This window comes from Methanosarcina sp. KYL-1, from assembly GCF_024372725.1.
In the GTDB taxonomy this organism is placed as follows: Archaea; Halobacteriota; Methanosarcinia; order Methanosarcinales; family Methanosarcinaceae; genus Methanosarcina.
On record NZ_VOUA01000026.1, the window covers coordinates 11431 to 31919 of the forward strand.

Here is a 20489-nt window from a genome sequence, read left to right on the forward strand (position 1 = left end):
CTCACAATCCCAGTTTGCCCGGATTAAGGACCCCCTTCGGGTCAAGGGCTTTTTTGATCGTCCGCATCACTTCAAAAGCAGGGCCCCACTGGGCTTCCATGTACTGGCCCCGGGCAGCACCCACACCGTGTTCGGAACTGACCGTGCCTCCGAGTTCGATTGCGGTCCTGTGGATCCTGTCTGCAGCTTTGTTCAGGCGGTCCCACTCGTCTTCGTCCAGGACATCGATAAACAGAGCGAGGTGAAGGTTTCCATCCCCTATGTGCCCGTACTTCATGGCAGGAAGGTTGAATTCCTCGGAAATTTCCTGCGCCCGCCGGAGAAGTTCGGGGACCTGCTTCATGGGGACTCCAACGTCTTCTCCCACGTAAATCCGGGTCTTGGTGGGGTCCAGGCGGGAAACTGCAGCCCCGACAAGCTTCCTGGCCGCCCAGATGTCTGCCATCTCCTTTTCACTTTCCGCAAGCTTGATGGAAAGGGCAAGGGGGGAACAGACCTCTATTATCTGTTCTGCAGCTTCATGCGCCGAATTTTCCGTGCCGTCCACCTCGAAGAGGATAACGTCCCCTTCTGCAGGAAGCACAAGCTTCGGGTCATAGCGCTTCAGGACCTGCAGGGAAACCCTGTCCAGGATCTCGCAGGCTGAGGGGGTGACACCGTTTGAAAAGGTCTTTACAACCGCCTTTCCTGCAAGTTCCGCGCTTTCAAAGGCCGCAATGACCAGTTTCCGGGCCTTCGGGAGAGGGGCGATCTTCAGGCCTGCTTTTGTTATGATCCCAAGAGTGCCTTCGGACCCTATCAACAGCTGGGTCAGGTCATAACCTGCTGCGGATTTCAGCATCTTCGAACCCGTGTGGATGACAGTCCCATCCGCAAGCACCACTTCCAGGTCCCGGACATAGTTCCTGGTAGTTCCGTATTTGACGCAGCGCATTCCGCTTGCGTTGTAAGCGATCATTCCCCCGATGGTGCACATGGCAGAACTGCCCGGGTTAGGGGGGAAGAAAAAGCCGTATGGCTTTAACACGTCGTTTAAGGCGTCCTGGATGACTCCGGGTTCCACGACTACCTGGATGTTATCAATATCGATTTCAAGGATGCGGTTCATGCCCGACATATCCAGCACTATGCCCCCTTTTACGGGGACGGCTCCGCCTGCAAGCCCCGTACCTGCTCCCCTGGCAGTCACCGGGATTTCATTTTCATAGGCAAGTCTGACAATGCGGCTGACTTCTTCCGTGCTTTCCGGGCGTACCACGTACTCGGGCATCCCCTTGACCTGGGATGCGTCAGAAGAATAACAATAAAGTTCCGAAGGCGAGACCGAGAAGCGCACGCCAACGATTTCTCGAAGCTCTGCAGTTATATCCATTATAGACCTCAAGTTTGGAATTCAGATGCAAAAATAGAAACTCTGTCAAAGGTAAAGACAGACAGGAGATAGATAATTTGCAGCACATAATCAAGATTAATAATATATAAGAATATACCATCCTCCTTCCCCCCTATAAGGCATATTACTTTAATGTAACCACTGTAAAACAGATCACTACAAAGAAATCACTGTAAATCATAAACGAAAAAGCAAAACCTCCTCAGGAGAGGAAGCAGGGCAAAGCTTTAATCCGGACAGACATAAGAGGACAGACATGACACGATACTTTGAGGTAGAACAGAGAGACGGAGCAGCAAGGGTAGGAAAACTCCTGCTTTCCTCCGAAATTCGCACCCCCTGCGTCCTGCACACGGCAGACCTGGGAAACCTTGAGACCCCGGGCCCAATTGTAGATGCAGGCAGCTTCTGGAGTGAGAAGTCCCCGGAAGAGCAGGAAGCACATATAAAGCAAATCCGGGAAAAAGCAGGAGAAGGAGCCATCATAATCCTGCCCCACCAGGCCTATCCTCCGGCTGTCCCTGCCGATTCAAGGGGAAAAGCCGAAACCTCTGCCCGGGAAAGCGCCGAAAAGGCGGCAGTAGAAGGACCAACGGGTTCCCTCCTCAGGGCATGGGAAGAGCCCAAAAAAAGTGACCTCTATGTCATGGAAGGGGCCGGGACCCTTGAGAACAACGCACGGAGGTTTCTGGAAACTCTCCTTGACCTGAAGAGCAGGATTCCCCCGGATACTGCCCTCTACGCGCCCTCCCTTGCCCTTCCGGAAAATGCAGCAATGCTTGCCTACCTCGGAATCGATGTCCTGGACGACACCCGGACGGAAACTGCGGCCTATTCCGACCATTACCTGACTGCTGCAGGCAGGTTCTACCTTGATGCCCTGACCGAGTTTCCCTGCAGGTGCAGGGTCTGTGCCTCCACCACTCCCGAAGAATTCCGGGCTCTTCCAAAGGTCGACAGGGCAAAGCTACTTGCAGCCCACAACCGTGACGCACTTGAAGCCGAGCTGGCTCTTGTCCGGGAGAAAATCCGGGCAGGAACCCTGAGGGAATACGTAGAAGGCCAGTGCAGGGTCAGGCCCTGGCTGACCGCCCTGCTCCGCCTGGGCGATTTCGAGTATGCCTACCTGGAAGAAAAGGTCCCGGCGTTCCGGCAAAACCAGCTCCTTGCGGATACTTCCGAATCCCTTACCAGGATCGAGGTGGCAAGGTTTGCAAGGAGGGTACAGGAAAGGTACACTCCCCCCGACCTGGACATCCTCCTGCTCCTCCCCTGCGCAGCCAAAAAGCCTTATTCCATTTCCCAGTCCCACCAGAAGTTCATGCTGGCCCTTGGCAAATACCGGAAATTCGTCCACGAAGTCATCATCACCTCTCCCCTGGGAATCGTTCCCCGGGAACTGGAACTGACCTACCCTGCCGCTCACTACGACACCGCAGTTACCGGGCACTGGGACGAGGAGGAAAAAGCCTGGGTTTCCGGCTGCCTCGAAGCCTATCTTGAAAAATACAGGTATAAGGCAGTCCTTGCCCACGTAGACGGAGCCTACAGGGAAATCTGCGAAATGGTGGGAAAAAAGCTTGGAATCGAGATCATCTACACGGCAGAAGAAAGCCTCACGTCTTTTGAAGCCCTTTCAAGCCTGAAAAATGCCGTCGAAGCCCTCTGCACATCCGAAAATTTCAGCCGGAAGAGCCAGAATTCGGAAGAGGAAAAAAAGAACTTTGTGCGGGCAATTGCAGGCTACCAGTTCGGAGAAGCTGCAGGGCTCCTCTTCCCTGAGGAAGCCGGAAGCCTTGCCGTGAAAGGGCGCTTCCCGAAATACCAGCTCTTTTCCGGGAAAAAACAGCTTGCAACTCTGGTGCCCCAGTACGGGATGCTGGCCCTTTCTCCTGAAGGTGCGGAGCTGATGGTAAAAAGTGGTAACTACGTGGTACAAATTGACGACTTTATCCCAAAAGGCTCTATTCTGGCACCAGGCGTGGTTGCGGCAGACCCCGGGATCCGGCCGAATGATGAGGTAATCATCCTCGGGAAAAGAGCCCTCTGCGTGGGCAGGGCCCTTATGAGCGGGCAGGAAATGGAAAAAGCAAGCAGAGGAATTGCCGTAGCTGTCAGGCATGTTAAAAAGCTCTGAGCCGCTAAAACCCTGGCCCCGGATCTCAGGGAGAAGTAGCACCTGTTCCCCGGTAGATAAGCCTGAACCCGGACAGCAGGTTAAAGTGAAATATAAAAGGCAGACCAGCCTGAAATAAATACATGCAAGCCTGAAATAAATACATTTAAGACTGAAATCAGAGCAACTGGCTTGAAAATTAGGAGATCAGGCTGCAGGAAAGAATGCCGGCCTGGAAAAGCCTCCTGGAATGGGGGCCTCCATTCGAAGAAGTAATTAAAAGGCAGGGACATATATTAAGTTATGATAAGGCATTTCACACCCGAGGACTTTCAGGAAATCGTCGAAATTGAGATGGAGGCTTTTTCGGAACACAACCCCCTGGTGTATATGAATTTTTATGAAATGGTGGGGGATGGGCTCCTTGTCGCAGAGGAGGACGGAAGAGTCGTGGGGTACGTTGTAGGTTACCGTTCCGCAGAAAACGAAGGCCATATTTTTTCTATCGGCGTAAGAGAAGAATACAGGGGAAGAGGGATCGGTACGGAACTGATCTACTCCATTTGCGACCTCTTTGTTGCAAACGGCCTCAAGTACGCAAGGCTGGAAGTGAGAAACAGCAATACAGGAGCGCAAAAACTGTACAGGTCCATAGGGTTCACATCCTGCTGGACCGAAAAAAAGTATTATTCAGATGGGGAAGATGGGATGGTAATGAAAATGCACCTTCACCCATACCGCCTATTGATATCCAAACAAAGATATCTCGAACCGGATTTTTCAAGTAATGAATTCTTTTCCACTATCCGGGGCCAGGTCAGTTATTACCCATAATTTTGAGGGCGGAAGTTATGGTTTCCCTCATCTGAGCAGAGGCTTCCTCAAAAAGGGGATCGTCTCTGGACATCAGATTTGCAAGCTCGCCTCCTAAAATAAAAATTGCGCGCTTGTGATCCGCCTTGCTCCGGTGAATATGGACAGGGCTTATGGACAAAGCCTTGTACTCATCGAATTCTTGCGTTACTCCGTGCCTTTCAAAATATCTCTTCATTTGGGCCATATATGTGTGCAGTTGTATGAGTTCTTCCTTGTGCATAGCGAACAGACCTACAATTTTACAAGATCAATTAAATATTATCTTGATCCGAATAAAAGAATTGCCCGAGGAAAATTGGTTCCTACTTATAATAGATAAGCTTTTCTATATAATGTATATGATAAATCATGATAGATGGAAGAAGATAGTGTGAATTAATACCCAATAGTGTGAAATTATACCAAATCGTAGTGTTACTGTCAGGACTTGTAGCTGCATATGCACAATAAAATAATAATACAGATATAAAGGATGGGGAAGCTGAAAAGAGAAATTAAATATCACTCCCCGAAAAAGTCCCAGTAATAAAAGGCAATTCAGCAAGCTAAAAAAGAATAGATTAGGAAAAAGAAGCAAAAAAGGAATGAAAACAAAAAAAGAATAATAAACGAAGAAAAGGAAGTAAAAAAGGGATGAAGACAAAAAATAAGATGTAAGGAAAAGGGAACAAAAAAGAATGAAAGATAAAAAACAAAACAAAGAAAAAGAAAAATGAAAACTGTAAGGCGGGAATAAAAGGCCTTACAGCATACCTGTTGTCAAAACTTCCATATCTGTGGGAACTTTTGCGAGGTTTCCGATTTTAACCCCTACAAGATTCTTTATGGAGTTGCTGGAGGCGATATCAACAAGCCTCTGGGTAATAACTCCGTCAAAGACCACGCTTTTGACACTATCCCTGTAGGTCTTCAGCCTGCTTGCAAGGTCTCTGACTGCAATTTCTTCAATAACCTTATCTTCAGAGTCCAGGATCCTGGCGGTCAGGGTTCCTTTAAGGGCCTCAGCATGGGACCTGAACCTGGCAGCCTCCGGAGAAACTGCGCGGACTTCCGGAACACGGGCCGGAGCGGAAGATACTTTCACAGCCTCCCTTGGCTGGACTTTCACAGCCTCTCTTGGAGAGACCCTCACGGCTTCCCTTGGAGAAACTTTTACAGCCGAAACCTTTTCGACCTGAGGCTTGCCCCTGGGAACTTTTTCCGGAACGGGCTTTTCAACAGGAGGCCTGAATTCAACTTTTTCTGCCTGGAAGGGCTTTTCCGGAGCTGCTTCTTCCATTTCTTCTTCAGCATGCTCCTCATCATAGAGAGCCGACTTGGAAGAGACCCTGTGCACCTTGACTCTCTTGTGCAGCTTTTTCTCAGCAACCCGCGGAACAACTTCCGGTGCCCTCAATTTATTTCGCTTGGGAACACGTTCAGGAACACGTTCAGGAACACGTTCGGAAACACGTTCCATTCTGCCAGCGCTGACCTGCTCACTTTCCTTTTCCTGCATCCCATACTTCTCAATGATCTGTTCCACAGGAACTTTCCGGCGAAGGGCCCGGATAATTTCTTTCTGGACCAGGTCTTCCACACACTTGCCGTCAGGAGGCCGGGCAACATAGTCGATGTCTGCAACCTGCAGGAGTTCCCTGATAATGAGTTCTCCTCCCCTGTCCCCGTCCGTAAAAGCGGTTACGGTCTTCTTTTTCGTAAGTTCTGCAACTTCAGGGGGGATGTTTGTCCCGCCCACGCAGATAGTATTCTTGATTCCGTAGCGGAGCAGGTTCAGGATGTCAGCCCTGCCCTCCACAATAATAATGGCGTCCGAGTTGACCACGTTGGGCCCGCAGGGAATCCTGGACTTCCCATAGTAAGTAAGTTCGTCAACCCTCACGGACTGCCGGACTTCCTCGGCAAGTTCCTGGGACTCCGGCACGGTATCGTCAAACATCTTGGTGAAGATGAGCTTTGCCCTGTCGATGATCCTCTTGCGCTTCACAGCCCTTACGTCCTCAATCTGGAAAACCTCGATCTTGGCACTGCAGGGCCCCACCCTGTCAATGGTTTCCAGAGAAGCCGCAAGAATAGATGTCTCGACCTTGTCAAGGCTGGAGGGGACAAAGATGTTCCCCTTTGTCTTTCCTGCCTTGGCGGTGACCATCACCTCGATCCTTCCGATCCTGCCGGTCTTCTGCAGGTCGCGCAGATCAAGATCTGCCCCAAGCAGCCCCTCAGTCTGCCCGAAAATTGCGCCGACGATATCAGGCCTTTCAATAACCCCATCGGCATTGATTTTGGAGTGGATGATATACTTCGTGGTATCCGTATTTTGCATATGAATTCTCCTTGGACTCTTGTGAAAGAATTTATCGTGAATGATTTTTGAATGATTTTCTTTGAGATTTTTGAATGATTTTACCGGGATTGGTTTTACGTGTTTAATATTCTCGAACAACCCGGGTATAGTCTTCCGGGGGTCTGGCTTTCGATTGGAAATATCAACTTCAAGGCAGCTTGAAGTACAAACCTAACCCTATTCCGGAACCCGTAAAGCGCCAGGTAATGCAAAAATAGTAGAAATCAGATTTATCAGGCCCTGGCAAAGGAATAAACCCTTTAAGCGGCAGATTTATAGAATCGAAGATATCTAACGACCGGGAAAGTAAATCCCGAATCTGCCGACAAATGTCCATATTGCCTATGACAGCAGGTAGTCCGGCTGACTGCCCCGGACTGCTGTTATTGGGTGAAACCTTTTTTATCTGTGGAGAACTCCGGTCCTGCTACAGACACGGGTTAAAGCTCTTAAAGATAAAGCTGTTCCTGACTTTCGACTCAGCAGTAGAAAGCAGCACCTGCCGTGTTCCGGAGGTTTCTGCACCTGCCCGAAAAAGTCCTTGCCCAACAAAAGCTCTGTATTAAGAACCCTGAAATTAGTTTCTCAGAGCCCAAAGTCAAGTTTTTCTTATGTATATCATTCAATGCAGGATAATACTGAAACACTGAAATTTCCAGAAATGCCCCCCAGGATCGGGGTACTTTCCGGCACAAGCAGCCAAACGATGCCAGGCGCCTTATTCCCCTAAACAAGGAACTCTCAAATGATAAGTGGTAAAGCAATAAATGAACATGTATCAGGTTTATTAGAACGTGCACCGATTTGACTTGTGGTTGATGATGCAATGAATTCTTATATTTTTACATTGAATGATGTACTGCCCTGCGTACGGTGAATTTGTGTAAATCTGAAATTTCTATTAAATTTGCACTTTAATTTGAATTCTTTGAATTCAGCTGTATCTAATTCAGCTATTTGTTAGCTTTACGAATCCCGTGATGATGAATGGATAAAGTTGTTAATTTATGATATGACCTGACAAAACAGTACCCGCCCGACTTCAAAGGAAGTGCGGCAAACTCGGGACCCTGTATGCCATATTTTTAATTTCATATGACTAATGCCTGCTGGCTTTAAGAACTTTGTGGTAATTTAAATAGTTCCGCCAGACCCAAATTTTTGCCTCTTCCCGACTCTTAACCGGGAACTGAAAACCTCCGGAAACTGTAGAAGATTTGAAGGAAAAAGAGCCAGGCACCGAAAAATTTAGAAAAGTATAAATAAAACATAAGAGTTTTAACATTTTGAACGGGCGAGACTTACACACTATTTTTGTGCACTAACCCCCCCACTCCCAAACTCGTCCGTTCGACTAATACTGCTTCTAGCAAGAACTTTTTTATTACTATAAACAAAAAAATGTAGTTTAATCGGCAAAAGGTATGCATAAACATACAAAAAATATTTTTTGTGTCTTACGAAGTAATACTTTGTGAAACAAATTTACTGAAATCGTTTTACTAAAATTGATTGATTGAAATTGATTGATTGAAATTGATTGATTGATTGAAATTGATTGATTGATTGAAATTGATTGATTGATTGAAATTGATTGATTGAAATTGATTTTTGGATTAATCCCACAAAAATACCGGTAGAGAATCCTTGCCGTCCTTTTAAAAAGCCTATAATATGACCTGATTCAATTATACAGGGCATGGGAAGCGAGTTTGGCTCACAAAATACCGAAAACAAAAAAATCCAGATCAAAAGTATTAAGGCTGCAGCAGAAGTCCCGGAAAAAACTCCAGTAAAAGTTATTATTATTGGAGGCGGAGCCTGTGGAATGGCGGTTGCCACCAAGGTCCGAAGGCAGAGTAATTTTGAAATAACAGTGCTTTCCAGGGACTCCCATACCGCCTACAGCCACTGCGGAATTCCCTTTGTCCTGGGCCGGGAAATCGAGAGTTTTGAAAGGCTTGTTGTAAAGCCCTCAGACTTTTTTAAGAAAAACAGGATTAATGTCCAGCTCAACAGTGAAGTCCGGGAAATAGACCTGGCTTCAAAGGCTGTACGGACCCGAGACGGGACCTATCCCTTTGACAAATTGGTCATTGCTACCGGGAGCCTACCCCTTGTGCCGCGAAAAAGCCAGGCAAACATTCTCCCTTACGGCGTTTTTACCCTGAGAAGCCTGGCTGACGGGATACTTTTCGGAAAAGCCCTAGAAAAAGCAGAAAAGGTCTGCATCATAGGGGGGGGGACGATAGGGGTCGAATGTGCCGCGGCCCTGGCGAAGCGGAAGATCGGCACTGTGCTTGTAACCAGGAGCAAAAACCTCCTGTCCCGCCAGCTTGACCCGGATATGGCAGCAATTGTCCGGGAACATCTGGAAGCCCTGGGAGTGGAGATCATTTCAGGGGAACCCGTGGTCTTCCCTGAAGAGTTCAGGAAAGAAAAAACCGTACGTGTCGGGGACAGGCAGGTTCAGGCTGATCTCGTGCTCCTGGCAAGCGGGGCAAAACCCGAAACCGGCCTGGCCAGGGATGCAGGGATCGAAATAGGGACAGCCGGAGGAATCATTGTAAACGAAAAGCTCCAGGTAAAGGCAGGAGCAGGATTCCTCCCCCACGTGTATGCAGGCGGGGAATGCGCAGAGGTTACAGACCTCATAACAGGAAAACACAGGCTCAGCCAGCTGGGCACCACCGCCCGGAGAATGGCGGATGTGATCGGGGACAACATCACAGGGACTGAAGCAACCTTCGGGCCCCTGGCAGATCCCTGGGTAGCCGTAATCGGAAGCCTGCAGTTCGGAGGGGTTGGGCTTAGCACCGGGGAGGCTGAGAGGCAAGGGATAAAAGTTGTCACAGGTTTTTCCCGGGGGCGAACACGGGCTTCCTATTACCCGGGACGAAAAGACCTCTACATCAAACTCATTTTCAGGGACAACTGCCTTGCAGGGGCACAGCTGGCCGGCGGGGAAGGAGTGAAGGAAAGGATTGACGCCCTCTCCCTCGCGGTCAGGAAAAAAGCTACGGTGCAGGAACTCCTGGACCTGGAAACCTGCTATGCTCCCCCCGTTTCCATGCTTGTGGACCCCCTCTACCCTGCAGTAAAAGCCGCTTTCAAAAACATGCAGAAAAAGGGAGATTAATACGAAAAATACGAGAACAACAAAAATAATACAGGGTAAAGCAGGGAAATAAAAGATAATAGAAAGTAATACAGGATAATAAAGGGTAATACAGGGGGAAGAAAGATGATGGAAATCGACGGCTCTTACGGGGAAGGCGGAGGGCAGCTTGTCAGGACCGCAGTGGCCCTTTCCGCAGTCACGGGAAAAGCTGTAAAGATCAGGAATATCAGAAAAAACCGCCCCAATCCCGGCCTGAAGCAGCAGCATATGAAAGCCCTGGAAACCGCAGCCAGGATCTGCGAGGCCCGGGTCTCGGGGCTTTTTCCGGGCTCCACGGAATTTTCCTTTGCTCCAGTGGAAATAAGGGGGGGCAAATACGACGTTGACATAGGGACCGCAGGAAGTATTACCCTGCTCCTCCAGTGCCTGATGCCGGCCCTGCCCTTTGCAAAAGAGAAGGTCGAACTCAGGGTGAGAGGGGGGACGGACGTGGCCTGGTCCCCGACCATTGACTACCTCCGGCACGTAACTTTTCCGGCTCTTGAGCAGATGGGCTATTCAGGCAGGGTTACCCTGAAAGAGCGCGGTTACTACCCGAAAGGAGGGGGAACGGTCTCTGCCTCCTTTGAACCCTGTAAACTCCGGGGTTTTCACTTCAGAAAAGAAGAAATAAGGACAGGAGAAGCCCCGAAGGAAGGAGCAGGAATTCACGGGGTTTCTCATGCTTCAAACCTCCCGCCCCATGTGCCCTCCCGCCAGGCCGAAGCTGCCAGGGACAGGCTCCTTGAAGAAGGCTATCCCGCAGAAATGGAAATCCAGTGCCTTGAAGCTTTTTCCACCGGAAGCGGGATCACCCTCTGGTCAGGCTATTACGGGGGCAGCGCCCTGGGAAAGAAAGGGCTTCCTGCCGAAAAGGTGGGCCGGCAAGCCGCAGAGGAAATCCTCCCGGAACTCAGGGCAGGTGCCGCGGTGGATGTGCACCTGGCAGACCAGCTTATACCCTACATGGCCCTGGCCGGAAACAGTTCCTATACTGTCCGCGAACTTTCCCTGCATGCAGCAACAAACATCTGGGTTACGGAACAGATTCTGGGAGTGAAATTCAGGGTAGAGGAAAAAGAAGGTCTCTTCGAGGTTTCGGTGGACTGAACCGACGGAAAGAAACCGGAATAAACAGGAAAGAAAAAAAGAAGAAAAAGTGAAAAATAATCCGAAAAACGGGAAAAGAAAAACGGGAAAAAATAATCCGAAAAATGGGAAAAATAACAGAAGAGAAGTAATGTAAGAAAAGTAATGTTAGAGAGCCGGAAAAAAGCCCTCAAAAATTAATCCTCGACGACAAACAGGTACTCTGGAGGGATTTTTTCCGCAAGTACGATGTAGTCGGTTGCAAGCTTCAGGGAGAGCCCGTCCGTCCTGGCTTTCTGAGCATCGATTTGCAGGATCACGGGACTTTCAGTGTGGACCAGAGCCACTTCCGCTGCCTTTTCATAGGAAGTGCTGAGGTGAACATAGCGCTGCTTGATCGGGAAAATCCCGTTTTCCAGCAGGACATCAACCTCTTCGGGGCTTGCCCCGTAGTACACATAGGGAAAGTCGCTTTCCCGGTAGTCAAGGTCAACATTGACGGAATGCCCGTAGCGAGCTCTGATCAGGCGGCCCCTTATCTCATACCTCCCCTTTTCATCGGATTCCACAAGGGCGTACAGGTGTTCCTTCCTCATCCACCTGTAGCGGTTTTTCATAACATCACAAAGAGCATTCAGGTCCACCCAGCCGCACTCGTCCATTTCAACTCCCGCAGATGCCGGGAAATGCCGGAGGCTACCTGACACAAACCTGCCGAGCTTCTCCTCCCTGACGTCATCCAGCACGTACCTGCCAGGGTGTTCACACTGCGGACAGCTGCCACCTCTAAAATAGCCGTGCTCAGTGCATTGTCGAATCATAGTATCATGTACATAATGAAACCTAACCATAAATATACTTTGTTAAAAGGATGCAGGGGAAAATCCTGCCCTCTTGAGTCCTGACTGGAGTTCCGCCTGGAGTCCTGACTGAAGCCCTGACTGAAGCCCTGACTTTTCAACTCTCTTTTTTGCGGGCAGCCCTACCGAACACTTTGAAAAGCAAGAAGCCCAGGATAGAAGAGAGGGCAGCCCCTAACATTGTTGCTTCAAAGCCGAAGCTCTGGGAAAAGAAACCTCCTAGCAGGGCCCCGGCAACCCCTGCCGCCCCGATCATGGAGTTGATAAGGCCCGCTGCCGTGGCTTTGTCCGGGTTTAATTCCACAACCCGCCGCGTGGAGCCTACGTAGAGGAAGGACCAGGAACAGGCAATTACGAACATCCCCGGGATGATGTAAAGGTATGTAGGGGCAAAGATGTAGCTGACAAAGCCGACTACGGAAAGCAGGTAGCCTGCCCGGATCAGCTTCTCGTTTTCTACCGAATCAAGCCTGCGCATAATCAGGAACTGGACAGCCGGGTTGATGGCATAGATCAGCCCGATCCAGAAATCGCTTGCTCCGAGCTGCCTGAGATAGAGAGGAAAAATCGTCCAGACCCCCACAGCTCCCGTATGCCGCAGGAAAAGGGAAAAATAAGTCCCGGAGTTTCTAAGCAGGGTGTCCAGGGAAAAGTAGGGAACATTCAGCTGCGGCTTTTCAATGTCTTTGAGCCACAAAATCTGCAGGAAACAGAATACGTAGAAAAGGGACGACAGCAGGAAAAGCAGGTCCATGTGTTCTCCGATCACCCCTGCCACGAAAAAGCCCGCCATCCAGCCCAGGGAACCCAGGGAGATGAACCTGCCCAGGCTCTGCTTCTGGTAATGCACATAGGCTATAAGGGCTCCCGGAAAAATCCCCACACTGAACCCCGTAAGGGCCCTTGCCAGCGTGAGGGAGAGAGGGTCGAGCGCAAAGACTTGAAGGAAGAAGGATAAAGCTGCAAATCCGAACCCGAAGATGAGCACGGTGCGCAGGTGGTGGAGGTCGGCAAGCCTCCCGAAAATGAAGGAAGAGAGCAGGGTTGTTGCAGAGTAGATGCCCACAATAAACCCTATCTCGATATAGGAAGCTCCAAGGGACCCGGCAAAAACAGGAATGAAAAGCAGGGACAGCACATTCGCCATGTTTGAGAGAAATTGTACGTTATTTATCCGCATCAAGCCGATCAGCACCTGAAGAGCATGGGGCATAGGTTATTATATTTTTTCCTATATGTTGAACGCAAAAAATAGTTTCACCCAGCATGCGGTAGTCTTTAGTAGGACGCATCTCATACCGTAGCGGTAGATCTCCGGGAAGAAAACCCAAACTTCATTTCAGGATGAGCTCAATTTCAGGAAGGGCTCAAATACAAAAAAGAGAACTTACAAAGAGAAATTCGCAGATAATATTTAACTACGATAATAACTACGATAATACAGAACTTACCAAATAATATTACCAAATAATATTTAATTAAGATAATCGAGAACTTTTAATTACTATAATAAGAACTTACCAAATAATATTTAATTTACTGAACCATTCTTATTATCCATTCCTTGCAGGGCCTGCCGCACATTTCCTGCAAAACACAGCATACAGGAATATTGCATATACATATAACAAATACCCGAAAAATAAATGCCAGAAAAGGCTTTTAGAACAGGCTTTTGATACACTACGCTTACACTAATAATTATACATTGTCATGCTTGATAACTGTAATTTGTCATGCCGGGACAGGATTTTAAAAGCAAGCATTGAGGGAACACCATGACCGATATTGACGCGATCTATGAAAAGCTCAGCCACGCCATCAGCAAAGAAGATTTCCTGCAGCGCATCCAGGAAAAAGTTGAGAACATGGGAGGGCTCTGCGACGAAGCAATGGCTGCCATGCTGGTTGCTAACGAACTGGGCTTCTCGGACGTAGGCCGGGACAGCGTGAAAATTGAGAATATCACAGCCGGAAGCGGGAATGTTAACTTTGTTGCCAGGGTCATTTCCGCTTTTGAACCAAGGGAGTTTACCCGAAATGACGGGACCACCGGAAGGGTCGGAAACCTGATGGTTGGAGACGAGACCGGAAAAATCAGGGTGACCCTCTGGGACAACATGGCAGACCTGATTAAATCCGGAAAAATCAAGATAGGCCAGACCGTCCAGATCAGCGGGTATGCAAAACAGGGCTATTCCGGGGTCGAGGTCAATATCGGAAACAACGGGGTCCTGGCAGAAAGTGAGGAGGAGATTGAGGAGGTGGCCGCAAGCTCCCAGCAGATAAAGGATATCAAGGACGGCATGGGTGACCTGAACCTCACGGGAAAAGTCCTGGAAATTTCAGAAATCCGGACCTTCCAGCGCAAAGACGGGACTGCCGGGAAAGTAGGAAACCTCCTGCTCGGAGACGCCACAGGCACAATTAGGGTGACTCTCTGGGATGAGAAGACTGACTTTTTAAGTGAAGTAGACTACGGAGACACCGTGGAGGTTATCAACGGCTACGCCCGGGAAAACGCTTTCAGCCAGAAAGTGGAAATGCAGATCGGAAACCGGGGTTTGATCCGGAAAAGTGAAAAAGAGATCGAATACGAAGAGGAGTTCACCCCTATCGAAGACATTACACCTGAAATGAACGATATCAACGTCTCGGGAAGAGTGCTGGACATTTCGGAGGTGAGGACTTTCGAGAAAAAAGACGGGTCTCCCGGAAGGGTCGGAAACCTCCTGCTCGGGGATGGCACGGGTAAGATAAGGGTAACCCTCTGGGATGAAAAGACTGATTTCCTGGACGAGACGGACTTTGACGAGACCGTAGAAATCCTCCATGCCTATGCCCGGGAAAACGCTTTCAGCCAGCAGGTAGAACTGAACCTTGGAGCCAGGGGAGTAGTCCGGAAGAGCGAAAAAGCAGTCGAATACAGGGAAAAGTTCACGGACATTGCCAGCATAGTTCCCGGAGAAAGCTATTCAGTCCAGGGGAAGGTCTCCGACCTCGGAGAACTCCGGGAGTTCGAACGGGAAGATGGGACCGAAAGCGTGGTTGCAAACCTCGAACTCACAGACGAGACAGCAAGCATCCGTATAACCCTCTGGGGAGAACAGGCTTACGTTATCGAGGACCTGGACATCGATTCCGAAATCCAGATCATTGACGCCTATGCAAAGTACGGCCTTAATGAGGAAATAGAACTGAGCGTGGGAAACCGGAGCAGAGTGATCATCCTTTGATCATTCTCCATCCTTTGATCATTCTCTGATTTCTTATCCGATTTTCTGTTTTATTTCATCTCCAATTTTATGTTTTATTTCATCTCCAATTTTATGTTTTATTTCTTATCCAATTTTCTGCTTTCTTTTTATTTCATTGCCCATTTCTCCGTTTATTCATAAAATAATTTGGGACGGAATTCCAGTGGAAACGAGGGGGTTCTGAAAAATTTCCCGGCGAGAAATCAATAGCATAGAAAATATAATTATAGGCATATATCTATAGCTATTTTATAGCTTTTTACATATTATGTTTTTACCTGATATTCGGCCTTTTCTCAAAATATATACCTATTCTCAGCAAAAACCTCCAGTGGAAATAAAGGGGTTCTGAAAAATTTCCGGCCGTACTTCCTTAAACTATTACCAAGGAAGAAAGAAGGCAATGATTCCAAAAACAAATGCTGTAAGGACTTTACGTATACCACTGATCGGCCTCTGAACGACATAGGATCTATCTCCGATTCATCTCCTATTCCTCTCTGTCTCTTCAAAGAAAAGAAATGCCGTTATCATTATGTACCATTGACTCGTATATATTAAGTGTCATAAAAACGTCCGGGAAGTGCTGGAGAGGCACTATCGGGGAAACGGACGTATAGACATATCCGGGATCAGCAGGCTTTAACTGGCATATTAAGTGACATCCAAAATAAAAAAGCCTGAAGTGGAAAACTGCATAAAAGGGGGAAACTGAAAAGAATCTGGAAGGGTTTTTCCACAGGAAGTGTTTCCACGGGAAACTGGGAACCGGTATAGACCTGACGGGATGAATTTTATCTGGTTTTTGGGATGCAGAGAAAATAAAGGGGGAACGGCAGTCAATGGTGGTCAACCCTAAGAGGGAAATGGAAACCGACATTCAAATAAAAGAAATTGAAACTGAGATGTCGGTTTCGGAAGTGATGAACAAGACCGTCGTCACAATGGACATCAACACTGAGGTCCCTGTCATTGCAAGGGAAATGGTCAGGCACGATATAGGAAGCGTGATCATTACCGAAAATGGAAAGGCAATGGGGATCATCACGGAAAGAGACCTTGTGAGGGACATAATTACAAAGGATAAAAGGCCCAGCAAGGTGCATGCAAGTAAGATCGTGTCCACCCCGCTGGTAACTGTAAAGCCTACAACCAGTGTGATAGAAGCTTCCGGAATCATGCTGAAATCCGACATCAAGAGGCTTCCAGTCCTGGAAAACGGAAACATCTTAGGGATAGTTTCGAATACTGACATCCTCATGGTGACTCCGGGGCTCAGCACCATCCTCAAGGACCTTATTGAGATGAACCGGGAATCCCTCCTCGCTACAAGTGAGGAAGAAGGACCGGAATTCAACAGTGGGGTCTGTGAGTCCTGCGGATATTTTTCCGAGGACCTGGAAATGGTAAACGGCAGGCTTTTGTGCCGGGACTGCCGGGACGTTGAAGAGGATTATTACGACTGAGTTTTACGGCTGAATTCTCGATTTTTGCAGATTCTTCCGGATTCTTCCGGCAATCAAAGCCCGGGAGTGTCTACCTGCAACCTTACCAAATAACTGCAACCTTACCAAATAACTGCAACCTTACCAAATAACTGCAACCTTACCAAATCACTACAGTATCAAAACACAGCAGTACTGAAAAACACTACCCAGAAATAGCACAAACAAAGCAGAGAAAGGGTAAACACATGAATGTCAGCGAAATTATGTCAGAAGGGCCCATCTGTGTGAAAGAGGGGGATTTCGTAACTCATGCCCGCCAGCTGATGCGTGATTATTTACTGCGCGGCCTTGTTGTCGTTGACGAAGAGAACAGGCTTGTGGGGATGCTGAGCGACCAGGATATCCTTCGGGTCACTTCCACCCGTTCGAATGTCACAGTGAGCGGCTATGCCCGGGAATGCCCGACAGTAACCCCGGACATGGGCATCATGAAAGCTGCAAAACTGATGGCGGAATCGAAGGAAAACCGGGTCCCTGTGGTTATGTCAACCACGGACCGAAATGTAGTGGGAGTTCTGAGCGATGTGGATATCCTGAAGAACGTGGAGCTTCCGAAAAACGCTCCCGGGACCATTGCAGAAATAATGACAAAGAAAGTCGAGACATGTTCTCCCGACGAAAGGGTTGCCAAAGTGTGGGGGCACATGCTCGAGAAAAACTACACAGGCATTCCCGTGGTGTCCGGGAAAGGAGAACCTATCGGAATGATAACCAGGAGGGACATAATCAAATCCGGTGCTGTGAGGATGGCGGTGGAAGATACCCGGGCCATAAGGCCGAATGAAAGCCCGAAAGTGGAGAAGATAATGTCAACCCCGGTTTATACCCTTACAGAACATGACTCCGTCCTGAATGCTTCGAAGCTGATAACCTACCGTGATGTGGGAAGGATCACCATCGTCAATGAACAGGGTAAAGTCTGCGGCATCGTGGACAGGCAGGACCTTCTGGGAGCCTTTATCAGCGGAGGAAATGAATAAGCTCAGACTGAATAAGCTCAGACCGCGTAAGTTCAGGGACGAATAAGCAGACCGAGTAAGCAGACCGAGTAAGCAGACCGAGTAATCTCAGGCCGAATAAGCTCGGGCTTAAAGTCCTTTAACGTCCTTTTAACCGACTTTCTTTATTCTGTAAATCGGTTTCCGTACTGAACAATGAAGAAATTAGTACCAATTAGTAACTGCTACCAATTAGTGTCCTGGGGCAGCATTTCCCTAAAAGTAGGAGAAGAATCTCACGCAAAAGGGTTATAATGCTCAAAGATTATAATTAATAATGATTATAGATTAAGAAAAAAAGAGGAGTTTTCAGAAAAAGAGAAATTTTCGGTAAGATTCGAGAAAGATTTGCTTAAGGTTTTGTTTTTTCCAGAAGCATATTCCTGCAAGCAGGTGGGAAGAGGAAAAACGGCAGATGAAAAAAAGCAACTAACGGCAACTCGAATTCGGTGATCCAGTTGAACAAAAATACGACATTTGCGTCAGCCGAAAAAATGAAAGTTCAGGCAAAACTGAACAAAGTGAACAGAGGAGTGCAGCGGAACGACCCGAAGATGATCAGCAGTACGGGCACAATGGACAAAGGTCCACTTGATTTCAAGTCCCGCATCTCGGAACATGAAGGGCGCATCCTGCCCCTGGCAACAAGGGACGTGGTAACCCTTCCCCCCACAGCAACAATCATGGAAGCTATCAAGATTATGACCGAGAGAAGGTTCAGGCGCATTCCGATTACTGATGCAGGGACAGGGAGGCTGGAAGGAGTCGTCACTTCCGTGGACATCATCGACTTCCTTGGAGGCGGGAGCAGGAACCTGCTTGTTGAAAACCGCTTTAAGGGCAACCTGCTGGCTGCAATAAACGAGGAAGTAAGGGAGATTATGCAAACCGACGCACCCTACCTTCACGAACATGCAGATCTCAAAGATGCCGTATCAACCATGCTCGAAAAGAAGAGGGGAGGCCTGCCCATAGTGAACGATGAGATGCAGGTCGTCGCGATCTTTACCGAAAGAAACGCTGTGGAGCTGATGAGCGGACTTGTGACGAACCGGACCGTCGAGGAATACATGACAAAGAACGTCACAATGGTATCCACAGATACTCCCATCGGCCATGCAGCAAAAATTATGGTGCAAAACTGGTTCCGAAGACTCCCCGTGGTCAAGGATGGGATCTTTGCGGGGATGGTTACAGCCTCCGATATCGTCCACTTTCTGGGGAGGGGGGACGCCTTTAACAAGCTTGTAACCGGGAACATCCATGAAGCCCTGGACCAGCCCGTAGGTTCCATTGTCTCAAAGGAACTGATCTGGACAGGCCCGGACACGGACATGGGAAAAGCCCTGGAAATTATGCTCGAGAAAAAGATAGGATCCCTTCCTATTCTGGAAGACGGAATCCTGCGAGGCATCATTACGGAGAGCGATTTCCTGAGAGCCCTTGAATTCTAAATCAAACCCCCCGATCAAACTCCTGAAATGGGCCCAGGCCAAAAACAGGATCGAAAGCCAGATTGAAAGCCAGATTGAAAGCCAGATTGAGAGCTAGATTGAGAGCTAGATTGAAAGCCAGATTGAGAGCTAGATCTAAAGCCGGGACCTGTTTTCCAGGCCCGGCATTTCAGGAGATGGAAAAGGGGGAGTGAACTTCCAGGCCGGATAGGCGGATGTGCCCTTCAGAGCGCAGCTGGTTCTAAATATAAAAATCTGCTGTAAAGCAGGCTGCGGTTTTGCAAGAAGTGGGTAGATAAAATATAAAAATTGGGAAGTTTGAGGATAAAAATTAAGAAGTTCACATTCAATTCAAAAACTATAATTATTGATACTTATATATTATAAAAATGAAGGAGGTATTTCATGAATGTGGCGGACATCATGAGTTCACCTGTGTATGTTATAGACGCAGAAGAACCCGTGTCTCATGCAAGAAATCTGATGTTAAGACATAAAATCAGTACGGTGCTTGTCCTGAACGAGGGCAAGATGGTGGGAATTGTCACGAAATCAGACCTCAGCAACCGCCTGGCCCAGGCCGAACCTCTCTGGAGAAGGAGGCCCATAGACCAGATCCCTATCAAGTTGCTGATGAGTGAATCCGTAATCACCATCTATCCCGAGGCCTCGATTTCCCAGGCAGCTTCCCTGATGCTTGAGAACGGAGTCCATGATATCCCTGTGGTAAAGAACGATGTTGTCGGCATCGTTACCAGGACGGATATCGTGCGCTATGTTGCCGAGAAAGCCGAAGAAATAAACACGAAGGTCTCCAAACTGATGAATGAGGATGTCGTTTCTGTCCACAGGCACCACACAATCAACCATGTGATTGATGAGATGAACAGAAACGAAATTGAAAGAGTGATAGTCAAAGATGATGCAGGAAAGCCAGTGGGGATAATTTCCAGGAGAAACCTTGCCCTGAACCTCTTCACCGACAATGAAGGCAAGCTTTCTACGAAAAGCATCAAGATGGCCCGGAAATCCTCCCCGGGTGGCCAGAAGACCTACAGGTACGTAAAAGAAGTGCCTCTTACCGCAGAAGATATCATGTCTTCCCCGATAATATCCCTTGATACCGGTGAAAACATAAGAGAAGCTGCAAGGAAAATGATTGAAGAAGAAGTGACGGCACTGCCGGTAAGTGACGGCGAGGAAATTGTTGGAATAATCAGCAGGACCGATGTCATGAAAGCGGTAATATGAATTACGGCATAAAGTTACAGCATAAACTATAGCATAAATAAAAGGAACGGCAACAGAAAAGCGGGGCAATGCGAAGCGAAAACAGGATGCAGAAAAACGCAACTGCCCGGAAAAACGAAGACACGAAAGGATACGAAAACCAACATTAGCGTAAAACAAGAATGAAAATTCTGGATACGCATG

14 protein-coding genes are annotated in these 20489 nt (G+C 48.3%); 9 read left to right on the forward strand and 5 right to left on the reverse strand.

The window, feature by feature from the left end; genetic code table 11:
- Position 1 precedes the first annotated feature (1 nt).
- A complete protein-coding gene (locus FTO70_RS14420) occupies positions 2-1372 on the reverse strand; it encodes an FAD-binding oxidoreductase (protein WP_255336462.1) in 1371 nt (456 codons plus the stop codon).
- Positions 1373-1649: 277 nt separating this feature from the next.
- Here FTO70_RS14420 and arcS point away from each other — a divergent pair, with 277 nt between their 5' ends.
- Positions 1650-3530 (forward strand): archaeosine synthase subunit alpha, encoded by a 1881-nt coding sequence (arcS, locus tag FTO70_RS14425; protein WP_255336463.1) that lies wholly within the window; start codon positions 1650-1652, stop codon positions 3528-3530.
- Between the two features lie 282 nt (positions 3531-3812).
- Entirely contained in the window at positions 3813-4343 is a 531-nt protein-coding gene (gene rimI, locus FTO70_RS14430) for a ribosomal protein S18-alanine N-acetyltransferase (RefSeq protein WP_255336464.1), read from the forward strand.
- Here rimI and FTO70_RS14435 read toward each other — a convergent pair.
- Positions 4327-4605 (reverse strand): UPF0058 family protein, encoded by a 279-nt coding sequence (locus FTO70_RS14435; RefSeq protein ID WP_255336465.1) that lies wholly within the window; start codon positions 4603-4605, stop codon positions 4327-4329. The two genes, rimI and FTO70_RS14435, sit on opposite strands and share 17 nt — an antisense overlap.
- A 522-nt stretch (positions 4606-5127) precedes the next feature.
- Complete coding sequence (dnaG, locus tag FTO70_RS14440) at positions 5128-6708, reverse strand: DNA primase DnaG (protein ID WP_255336466.1); 1581 nt, start codon at positions 6706-6708, stop codon at positions 5128-5130.
- A 1720-nt stretch (positions 6709-8428) separates the two neighbouring features.
- On the opposite strand from dnaG, the gene FTO70_RS14445 reads away from it, so the two are divergent.
- Complete coding sequence (locus FTO70_RS14445; protein ID WP_255336467.1) at positions 8429-9868, forward strand: NAD(P)/FAD-dependent oxidoreductase; 1440 nt, start codon at positions 8429-8431, stop codon at positions 9866-9868.
- 105 nt (positions 9869-9973) lie between these two features.
- Positions 9974-10999, forward strand: coding sequence for an RNA 3'-terminal phosphate cyclase (gene rtcA, locus FTO70_RS14450; RefSeq protein WP_255336468.1), 1026 nt, complete (start codon positions 9974-9976; stop codon positions 10997-10999).
- 176 nt (positions 11000-11175) lie between these two features.
- On the opposite strand, the gene FTO70_RS14455 is transcribed toward rtcA, so the two are convergent.
- Together FTO70_RS14455 and FTO70_RS14460 are read right to left on the reverse strand one after the other, a co-directional pair.
- Positions 11176-11799 (reverse strand): RNA 2'-phosphotransferase, encoded by a 624-nt coding sequence (locus FTO70_RS14455; protein WP_255336469.1) that lies wholly within the window; start codon positions 11797-11799, stop codon positions 11176-11178.
- 136 nt (positions 11800-11935) lie between these two features.
- On the reverse strand, positions 11936-13051 hold the full coding sequence (locus tag FTO70_RS14460; RefSeq protein WP_255336470.1) for an MFS transporter: 1116 nt from the start codon (positions 13049-13051) through the stop codon (positions 11936-11938).
- A 565-nt stretch (positions 13052-13616) separates the two neighbouring features.
- Here FTO70_RS14460 and FTO70_RS14465 point away from each other — a divergent pair.
- The 5 genes from FTO70_RS14465 (at position 13617) to FTO70_RS14485 (ending at position 20306) form a co-directional block, all read left to right on the forward strand.
- Complete coding sequence (locus FTO70_RS14465; protein ID WP_255336471.1) at positions 13617-15074, forward strand: OB-fold nucleic acid binding domain-containing protein; 1458 nt, start codon at positions 13617-13619, stop codon at positions 15072-15074.
- Positions 15075-15937: 863 nt separating this feature from the next.
- Complete coding sequence (locus FTO70_RS14470; protein ID WP_255336472.1) at positions 15938-16561, forward strand: CBS domain-containing protein; 624 nt, start codon at positions 15938-15940, stop codon at positions 16559-16561.
- A 227-nt stretch (positions 16562-16788) separates the two neighbouring features.
- Entirely contained in the window at positions 16789-17583 is a 795-nt protein-coding gene (locus FTO70_RS14475) for an HPP family protein (RefSeq protein ID WP_255336473.1), read from the forward strand.
- A 512-nt stretch (positions 17584-18095) separates the two neighbouring features.
- Entirely contained in the window at positions 18096-19055 is a 960-nt protein-coding gene (locus tag FTO70_RS14480) for a CBS domain-containing protein (protein WP_255336474.1), read from the forward strand.
- A gap of 405 nt (positions 19056-19460) precedes the next feature.
- Positions 19461-20306 (forward strand): HPP family protein, encoded by an 846-nt coding sequence (locus FTO70_RS14485; RefSeq protein WP_255336475.1) that lies wholly within the window; start codon positions 19461-19463, stop codon positions 20304-20306.
- The last annotated feature ends 183 nt before the right edge of the window (positions 20307-20489 follow it).

Excerpts from the sequence above, each read along its gene's own strand:
- FTO70_RS14420 (WP_255336462.1), bottom strand. The coding sequence starts at position 1,372 with ATGGATATAACTGCAGAGCTTCGAGAAATCGTTGGCGTGCGCTTCTCG.
- FTO70_RS14435 (WP_255336465.1), bottom strand. The coding sequence starts at position 4,605 with ATGCACAAGGAAGAACTCATACAACTGCACACATATATGGCCCAAATG.
- FTO70_RS14460 (WP_255336470.1), bottom strand. The coding sequence starts at position 13,051 with ATGCCCCATGCTCTTCAGGTGCTGATCGGCTTGATGCGGATAAATAAC.
- FTO70_RS14470 (WP_255336472.1), top strand. The coding sequence starts at position 15,938 with ATGGTGGTCAACCCTAAGAGGGAAATGGAAACCGACATTCAAATAAAA.
- arcS (WP_255336463.1), top strand. The coding sequence starts at position 1,650 with ATGACACGATACTTTGAGGTAGAACAGAGAGACGGAGCAGCAAGGGTA.
- FTO70_RS14445 (WP_255336467.1), top strand. The coding sequence starts at position 8,429 with ATGGGAAGCGAGTTTGGCTCACAAAATACCGAAAACAAAAAAATCCAG.
- FTO70_RS14485 (WP_255336475.1), top strand. The coding sequence starts at position 19,461 with ATGAATGTGGCGGACATCATGAGTTCACCTGTGTATGTTATAGACGCA.
- FTO70_RS14475 (WP_255336473.1), top strand. The coding sequence starts at position 16,789 with ATGAATGTCAGCGAAATTATGTCAGAAGGGCCCATCTGTGTGAAAGAG.
- FTO70_RS14455 (WP_255336469.1), bottom strand. The coding sequence starts at position 11,799 with ATGATTCGACAATGCACTGAGCACGGCTATTTTAGAGGTGGCAGCTGT.
- FTO70_RS14465 (WP_255336471.1), top strand. The coding sequence starts at position 13,617 with ATGACCGATATTGACGCGATCTATGAAAAGCTCAGCCACGCCATCAGC.
- rtcA (WP_255336468.1), top strand. The coding sequence starts at position 9,974 with ATGATGGAAATCGACGGCTCTTACGGGGAAGGCGGAGGGCAGCTTGTC.
- rimI (WP_255336464.1), top strand. The coding sequence starts at position 3,813 with ATGATAAGGCATTTCACACCCGAGGACTTTCAGGAAATCGTCGAAATT.
- FTO70_RS14480 (WP_255336474.1), top strand. The coding sequence starts at position 18,096 with ATGAAAGTTCAGGCAAAACTGAACAAAGTGAACAGAGGAGTGCAGCGG.
- dnaG (WP_255336466.1), bottom strand. The coding sequence starts at position 6,708 with ATGCAAAATACGGATACCACGAAGTATATCATCCACTCCAAAATCAAT.